This window comes from Acinetobacter sp. YH12106 (genome assembly GCF_013418995.1).
Taxonomy (GTDB): Bacteria; Pseudomonadota; Gammaproteobacteria; order Pseudomonadales; family Moraxellaceae; genus Acinetobacter; species Acinetobacter pseudolwoffii.
On the sequence record NZ_VPAV01000043.1, the window covers coordinates 1 to 8174 of the forward strand.

Annotated in this window: 4 protein-coding genes and 3 pseudogenes; 4 read left to right on the top strand and 3 right to left on the bottom strand. The window is 39.5% G+C overall.

Annotation, left to right across the window (positions count from 1 at the left end):
• Positions 1-124 precede the first annotated feature (124 nt).
• Positions 125-1072: pseudogene (locus FTU45_RS14655) on the top strand (type II toxin-antitoxin system HipA family toxin); the annotation flags it as partial.
• 17 nt (positions 1073-1089) lie between these two features.
• Here the strand turns inward: FTU45_RS14655 and FTU45_RS14660 are convergent.
• The 3 genes and pseudogenes from FTU45_RS14660 to FTU45_RS14670 all read right to left on the bottom strand — a co-directional run bounded on the left by FTU45_RS14660 (position 1090) and on the right by FTU45_RS14670 (position 6858).
• Positions 1090-4437 carry a DEAD/DEAH box helicase gene (locus FTU45_RS14660; RefSeq protein WP_180076658.1) on the bottom strand — a complete coding sequence of 1116 codons (3348 nt, stop codon included), beginning with the start codon at positions 4435-4437 and terminating at the stop codon, positions 1090-1092.
• 263 nt (positions 4438-4700) lie between these two features.
• Positions 4701-5663 (bottom strand): annotated as a pseudogene (locus FTU45_RS14665) (IS481 family transposase).
• A gap of 103 nt (positions 5664-5766) precedes the next feature.
• The gene (locus tag FTU45_RS14670) at positions 5767-6858 is read right to left on the bottom strand and encodes an ATP-binding protein (RefSeq protein ID WP_180076659.1); all 1092 of its coding nucleotides are present in this window, start codon (positions 6856-6858) and stop codon (positions 5767-5769) included.
• A gap of 199 nt (positions 6859-7057) precedes the next feature.
• Here FTU45_RS14670 and FTU45_RS14675 point away from each other — a divergent pair, with 199 nt between their 5' ends.
• From FTU45_RS14675 to FTU45_RS14685, 3 genes and pseudogenes are all read left to right on the top strand, one after another.
• The gene (locus tag FTU45_RS14675) at positions 7058-7360 is read left to right on the top strand and encodes a helix-turn-helix transcriptional regulator (protein ID WP_104989280.1); all 303 of its coding nucleotides are present in this window, start codon (positions 7058-7060) and stop codon (positions 7358-7360) included.
• Between the two features lie 64 nt (positions 7361-7424).
• Positions 7425-7613 (top strand): annotated as a pseudogene (locus tag FTU45_RS14680) (type II toxin-antitoxin system HipA family toxin); the annotation flags it as partial.
• 117 nt (positions 7614-7730) lie between these two features.
• Positions 7731-7967: a VF530 family DNA-binding protein gene (locus tag FTU45_RS14685; protein WP_002058193.1), complete on the top strand. Its 237-nt coding sequence runs from the start codon at positions 7731-7733 to the stop codon at positions 7965-7967.
• The last annotated feature ends 207 nt before the right edge of the window (positions 7968-8174 follow it).

The following is an 8174-nucleotide window of genomic DNA, read 5'->3' on the forward strand; positions in this document are numbered from 1 at the left end:
GGATAATCTTTCTCGGATTCAATCAATAATTGAACCGCTCTTTCTCTGATTTCAGGGGTATATTTTACTTTTTTCATCGGGACATTCTCTCAGAAAGCTTGGTCTCCGACAAACCCGGTACGGTTCACCATTAGATCCAGAAGAAATTCCAGATGAAATAAAATTCAAACTGCAGATCTCGAATCCAGATCAAATTTTAAAGCAAGAGATTCGAACAGATAATAAGTTTTCCTTGGCCGGCGTCCAAATGAAGTTTTCCATGAAAGCCAAAGATGGGCGTTTTACACTAGCACAGGCAACGGAAACGACTCTACTCGGGGACTGGATTATCAAAACTCCTTCTTCCAGACATGCTTTTGTTCCGCTAAATGAATATTCTATGATGACCCTTGCCAAAACGGTCGGAATAGATGTCCCTGAGATTCGCTTGGTGGATATGGCCCTTTTACAAGACCTTCCACCATTAAATTTACCCCAAGAGCAATATGCTTTCGCAATCAAAAGATTTGATAGACAGAGTACTGCTAATACTACAGAGCTTATTCACATCGAAGATTTTGCTCAGATCTTCGGCGCATATCCACATCAGAAATACAGCACCACAAATTATGAGCAGATAGGAAAGATCATTTATCAATTTTCAGATAACAAAATTTTTGATATTCAGCAATTTGCCAGCCGCTTACTTGTCAACATTTTGCTCGCCAATGGAGATGCACACTTAAAAAACTGGAGTATGATTTATCAGGACAAAAGAACACCAAGATTATCTCCCGCATACGATATATTGATGACTAGTGTATATGTTGAAAATGAACGTCATTTCGCATTGAATCTTACCAAAAATAAAGATTGGTATTTAGCTGAGATGAAACACTTTGAACAATGGGCTGAAAAAGTCGGTGTTCCATGGCGTGTTATTGAAAAACAACTTCACGCGATCATGGACAAAGCACGGTCAGTATGGCCAGTGCTATTACTAGACTTACCTATGATTTCTGTTCATAAAGAAAAATTAAGAGAACATTGGAAAAAATTGCATCCAGACTTTCAGATACTTACAGATGATTAGGGTAATCTGAAACCAAACTAAAATTTCTCAAACAAGTTCATCACGTCATTTTCCGTCAGTTTCGCTTCGCCCTCATGATCGGTACTTAGAATAGACTGTGCCAGTTCTGCTTTATTTTGCTGTAAGGCAAGAATTTTTTCTTCTATGCTTTTATTGGTAATCAGCTTATACACAAATACTGGCTTGTCCTGTCCAATCCGCCATGCACGATCTGAAGCTTGATCTTCAGCAGCAGGGTTCCACCATGGATCATAGTGAATGACCGTATCTGCGGCAGTTAGATTCAGACCGACCCCTCCTGCTTTCAGACTGATTAAAAATACTGGCACTTGTCCAGACTGAAATGCTGTAATGACTTCATCTCGCTTTTTGGTCTTTCCAGTCAGCTTCACATAGCCAATTTCTGCGTGATGGAGCTGTTGCTCAATCAGTTCCAACATTGAGGTAAACTGAGAGAAGATCAGAATTTTTCGCCCCTCCTCCACCATTGGAACGACCATATCCATCAACTGTTCAAGTTTGGCAGAGTGTGCCTGCCCGGTTTTCACTGAATCCAGCTTTAGTAAGCTAGGATGGCAGCACACCTGACGTAGCTTCAGTAAGGCATCTAAAATTTGAATTTGACTACGTTTAAAGCCTTTTTCTGCCACAATTTTCTGAATATTTTCCTGCATCGTGGCACGAACAGCCTCATATAACTTGGATTGCTGGTCATTCATATCAATATTGACTTCAATCGTAGTTTTTTCTGGCAATTCTTTGGCTACGTCAGTTTTCAAGCGACGTAAAATGAAGGGCTTAATCCGGTTGACCAGCTTTTGCCTTAACTGCTGATCACCGCGTTTTTCAATCGGATGACGGTACTTTTTATTAAAAATTTCTTGTGAATATAAAAATCCTGGCATCAGGAAATAAAATAGTGCCCACAGTTCACCCAAATGATTTTCCATCGGGGTACCTGTTAGACACAAACGATGTCGTGCTTTTAATTGGCGTACTACCTGTGCAGCTTTGGCACGCGGATTTTTGATATTCTGCGCCTCATCCAAAATGAGTTGATGATATTCATATTGCTTTAGTTGTTCTTCATCTCTCGCTAGAAGCGGATAGGTGGTTAACACAATATCATAGTGCGGAATCTGCTCAAAATTCTGATGGCGGTCGGGCCCCTGTAGCAGCAATACCTTGAGCTCAGGGGTAAATTTCTCCGCTTCTTTGAACCAGTTATGCATCAGCGATGTGGGTGCAACAATTAAGGCGGGACTGTCCTGCAAATATCCAGCCTGCTTTTCCATGAGTAAATGGGCTAAAGTTTGTGCTGTTTTCCCCAAGCCCATATCATCTGCCAGAATCCCGCCATGCTGGGTTTCCCTTAAAAACTGTAACCAGCCTAAGCCCTGCTGCTGGTATGGACGCAACTCCCCCTGAAAACCTTGTGGTGTCGGCAGTTGTTGCTGATAGCCTTGTTTGAATTTCTGTACAAATTGCTGCAGGCGATCACTGACCTGCCATGTCATCCCAAGATTATGCTGCAATTCTAATAATTGACTCGCATCATAGCGATCAATACTGCGCTCTTCTTGCTGTAAAATGCTCTGCAGATGTAACAATACCGGCTTAATATCCCTAGCGGATAGAGCCAAATCAGGTTGATCAACTGCAGTTTTCACGGTGAAAATTTGACTGTCATGCAGATGAATAAACGTCCGCGGATCAAGTAAATCAGGATTTACTCGCACCAAAGCTACGAGCGCATCAAGCAAATTATAAGAATTACCTGCACTGTCTTGAACCGTCGCCCCGATATTGAACCAGTCCTGCTGACCTTCAGATTCAGTGATAGAAATATTTAAATTTTCGACATATTGCAGGTTAAAGGGGCTGTTTTCCAAATGCTCTATCTGCCAGCCCATCAACTCAATTTGATTGATGGGCATGAGCTGTTTGATCCAGTCTCCATAGAAAGCAAAAACCATAGAATCAAGACGTTGTTTATCCAGTTTTAATTGCTGGTCATAACTAAGATCTTTCACCCACTTCAGTGATTCGACCAATAGCTGTAAACGCTGGATTGACTGTTGTTCCTGAACTAAGTCCCGAAGCTGTCGCACCATTTTGCCATGCTGTTCACCAATAAAACTGTCACCTGATGTACCTGCTTTAATTCGCCCACCTGCATAGGAGAATTCAATTTCAGCACAAACAGACTCTTCCCATTTCCAATCAAATTTATCTAAAACACCGAAGCGTAAAATTGGCTGGGGACTACCCTCAAAGACATCAATATGCTGAATAAACTCGGGTTGAGGCAGATTTTTCACATCTGAATATTGATGAGTCAGTTTCTCAAACTCTGGCAAGAGCTTAGCTGGAAGATCAGGCATCTGTAAAAAATGGTAGAGCAGATTTGCCGTATATTCACCATATAACTGGCCCACCGTGTTCTGTTGAATATCCACATAACATGGTGGCTGGCTCGCGAGAATCTGGATATGTGGATTTGATTTTAAATCGAGTCGAATATCGCCATTGACCAATTCAATGTTTAAATGCTCCGTCTGTTTGTTGACACCTTGTTCCCAGATCAATTCGATGTGATAGCCTTGTTCTGACCATTGAAGTGCAGCATAGCTCTTTTTTTGCCAGTACACATCGCCACTTTGAATAAAAGATTTAAAGTGCTCCAATGAAATTCCGGAGATATCAAGATTGCTTTGATAAAAACGCTCGTCGCTGTTTATTTTGGCGTAATAATAAATCTGGTTAAATAATTGTCGTTTTTGTTCAGGTAAAGTCAGATGCTTTCTGGTGATATTTTCATATTGGGTATAATAACTTTCCCCTGCAATTGAGCCGTTCTTATTGCGTCTGGCTTTCTGAACATCAACTGTCAATTTCTTTAAGCTGACCGACTGATCTAGCAGGTAAATTAAATAATTGTTTGTTTTGGCAGGCTGCTCAGGTTCAGTCTGTTGTAAATACCGTTTAAAATCATTCAACCAGCGTTGCGCCTGATCATCCCCCCATCGGCGTTTTGCGATTCCCTGCGGAGATTGAGATTCAGCATAACGCTGTTGAAATTCCTGACGATATTCTTGAAAGAATAACCGCGCTAAAGCAGCAGCATGTTTACAGTTATATCCAACTGGACAAGTGCAGTCATCATCGATTAAACGGTCTTTTTGGGGATTATAGGTAATCGCAGTATCGTAATAATCTGTCCCTTCAATTTGAGCATACATCGTGACATCATCATTTTCCTCAAAGAACTCAATTGTTTCCCTATCAATGTGTTTAGCATAGCTCAGACTGCGCTGAAGAGTTGCAGTACTAAAGCGAGATAGAAAATTGATCAATAAGGACATAATTACCAGACACCAAAATGTTTATACAATTATAACGGACAAAGCTGTCATTTCAGAACAGTAGCCGAACTGCTCAACCTGAGCACAGATTCGACTCACTCAATAGGAATATTGTGAATAAAGACAATCAAATTCGAGAAGTTAAACAGTTCATTGAGATCGAAAATATCCTGATAGAAAGTGATCATTTCTTCACAACAGTTAATTTTAAACCAAATGGGGTCAAAAGTTTTAGCATTGTTTCTATGTGTGATTCATAGAGATCATTTCAATTTAGCGATCTCTAGATCCATCTTGTAATTGGCATGTTGAATCCGTTCATTTGAGGGGTTGTATTGCTTCTGGACTTCATCTGAGAAAGGAGTTTCTTCACATAATTCAAAGTACCTCTCCATCGGTGTTTTACCTTTCAACGCTGAATGTGGTCTCATCCAGTTATAGTAATGCTGCCATTCGGCTAGCTTGTCTTGGATATCCTCAGAATCGATATCTACAGTAGCGTAGAACTCAGATTTATCAGTTTTTTGTGAACGCTCTACCTTGCCATTCAGATGAGGTGAACCTGGTTTATTTGGCCTAAATTTGATTCCATGCTGCATCATTTTTTTCTGTACTTTTTCAGCAAAGAATTCCCGCCCACGATCGGTCTGTATTCGCTGTATGGGAAAAGGCATTTCTTCAATTACGCAGTCTAAAAAGTCGAGAGTATTCGCTGCTGTTCGGCGTTTATATATCCTTAAAACGCGATATCGTGTGCAGTCATCGATAGATGTGTACTGATATAGTCCTGGACCCAGTTTACAGGTATCCATTTGAATTCTATCGCCTGGTAATGGGCGTTCATAACGAATGAAATCTGCTTTACGACGGAATTTTTTAATCGGTTTGACTTGATGGGTGGATAGTACTTTATGGATAGTCGCTAAGGACAACGAGACTCCGTGCAGCCTCATCAATTCTGTTTGCAAACGTCGAGCACCAAAATTTCTAGCTGAGCGCATTTCTAATATTAAGGCTTCTAGCTCAGCATTGATTTTAGTATTTGGCGATTTTAAGGGACGTCTACTCTGGCTACTTAATCCATCAATACCTTGCTCAGAATATCGTTTCCACCACTTGCGTAACGTTGGTCTAGAAATGCCACATCTCCGACAAACTAGGCCAGCATCATTAGTCTCTTCAAATAATTTAACTCATACGAGTCTTTGTTGAATTTCTCTGTTCATAGACACCCATTATATTTAAATAATGTCTATTAATCAAATACTTAAATAAAAATTCTCCGACAAACTCGGTACGGTTAATTTTTATCCAAATGAGTTTTCAAAATTATGCTTCATCCATAATCCATTCTTTAAAAAGAGCATCCTCGATTTCATAAGTACCATTTTCTGGTTTAAAAATAATTTGTTTTTTTGATAAAGAACGTAGGGCCGATTGAATACTTGATACCGCAATGTTATCTACACCAATGGAATCAGCCAGATGTTGTCTAAATTGACTACTATAAAGTTCAACTTGTGATTCCGCTATGGCTTTTAAAATTAGCTGTTCTAATAACTTAAACTCTCCCCATAATCCCGAAAAGTCACGATGCCCCATTGTATCGGCTATAAGCTGTTCCTTGGCAAAATCTATAGCCAGCATTGGGTTTAAGGCTAAACGCTCAACCAATGACCTCACCAGTTGAGGACTTTGCTTCATATCTAAAAAAGCGTGCCATAAAATTTCTTTATTCAAACTACGTCCTGTTGTCTGATTAAATACATCTGCCAGATGATCTGTAAATGCTTTTGTTAGATTTGGAAAAGGTAAATTCTGTCCATAATGAAAAAATGGAGCACTACTCACAGAAAACATTTGTCTCAGGCCTTCTCGACTTGAACCAGTAAAAATCACCTTTATTGTTTCTTTATGCATATCTAAAGCGGTACGTAAACTGGCAATCGTGGTTTTATATTTTGAACTAGCTAAAGCCTGAATCTCATCAAGTAACAGTAAAATAGGTTTCCCCTGCTGAGCCAGTTTAGTAATGCTAGACAAAATACTGGAATTCACTTGTCCTTGTAGAAGTGTCACTTCAGCTTTTACCCCTGCCTTCTCTGTACTTAAAGAACCAATATTTTTAATCCAATGTGTGGCTTTCCCCATTAAGCCATTTTGTTTTGAAAACTCATCAAGAGCTTTTACAAACTGCCCTTCACTATGCAGGCCTGCATCTAAAAAACTGAAATAAAAAACGCGCCATCCAAGCTGTTCTGCTAGGGGCGTAATATCTTTTCGTAAAAATTCAGTTTTTCCCATCCGGCGTGGGGCAAAAAAAGTCAGAGAACTAGCTAGTCCAGTCTCAAACATGCCTAAAATTTGTTTCGCCAGTTCGGTACGTGGAAAGTGCCAAGGGTCATTGGAGATGGTCATCATTTTAATTACTCGGCAATGATTTATTTATTACCATAGATTGTATTAGATTCCATTAGATTGCAAATGTCTAATTAGATTTCTTTAATCTAATAGGATCTAATCAGGCCAATAAAGCACCTTCTTACCGATCAACTGGTTTATTTTATAACTCCATTATTTTGTGGTTTAATAGACATACATGGACATAAGACCCAATATTATGGATTTAAGATTCAGAAAACCTGAAGAAGTTGTTAGATTATTATGTGAGAGGCTTCGTAAAGAACGACTTTATCTGGAAATGACTCAGGCAGATGTTGCTGCACGTGCTGGTATTGGTGTGAATACAGTATCCAATCTGGAAGCAGGTCGAAATGTTTCATTTGAAAATTTAGTACGCGTTGCCATGGTCCTAGGCCGATTACAAGAATTAGAGGAACTCTTCAAACCTCATTTAAACAGTGTAGATGATATTCTTCGCTATGAAAGCAATACGGCTCGCCAACGTATCAAAAGGAAATAAATCCATGCTCGAAAAACTTAATGTTTACTACAATGGATGGGGTGAATATTGGCTTTAGGGTACACTGGTCTCCTCAACAGCAATCACAGGTCGACCATTAATTGCCTTTGAATACAGTGCTGAAGCGATCCGTAAAGGTTTAGAGCTTTCCTCTTACCTACTTCCATTAAAAGGTGACCCATTAAGAAAAAACTTTCCTACACAGCAAATGGGATTACCAAGTCATATATATGATGCATCACCCGATGGCTGGGTGTGTGCTCCAGAATTTTGGTGGCTATTCAGTCCATCATTACTTACATTCCAACTCTCTAGTTTTCCAACTAGCCCAGGTTATAATAATGGCCACCCAAAATACGATTGATCTATTATGAACACCTCCAATGACCCTTTACACGGCAAAAAACTTGCTGACATTTTGGATGAATTATTGGATTACTACGGTGGCTTTGAAGGTTTAAGTCGTAAAATTGAAATTAGATGTTTTTGCATAGACCCAAGTGTTAAATCATCATTACGATTCTTGCGTACCACACCATGGGCACGTGAAAAAGTAGAAAGCTTATATTTGTACGTCTTACGCCAAAAGGCAAAACAGAAACCGTAGACCCAGGCCCCTCTCTCATCATCAAATTATACCAGTCAGTAAAATATTTTACATTAAATCATATATTTAAAATTAATATCATTCGCAGATTCAAATCTCAAGTGCGACACATTTGTAGTTAGTTGAAAAAGTTAGGTGTATTCGTAGAATCATTGGACTTTTTCAACTCGCAATTGGAAAGCACACAATGAAGAAATACACCCAACT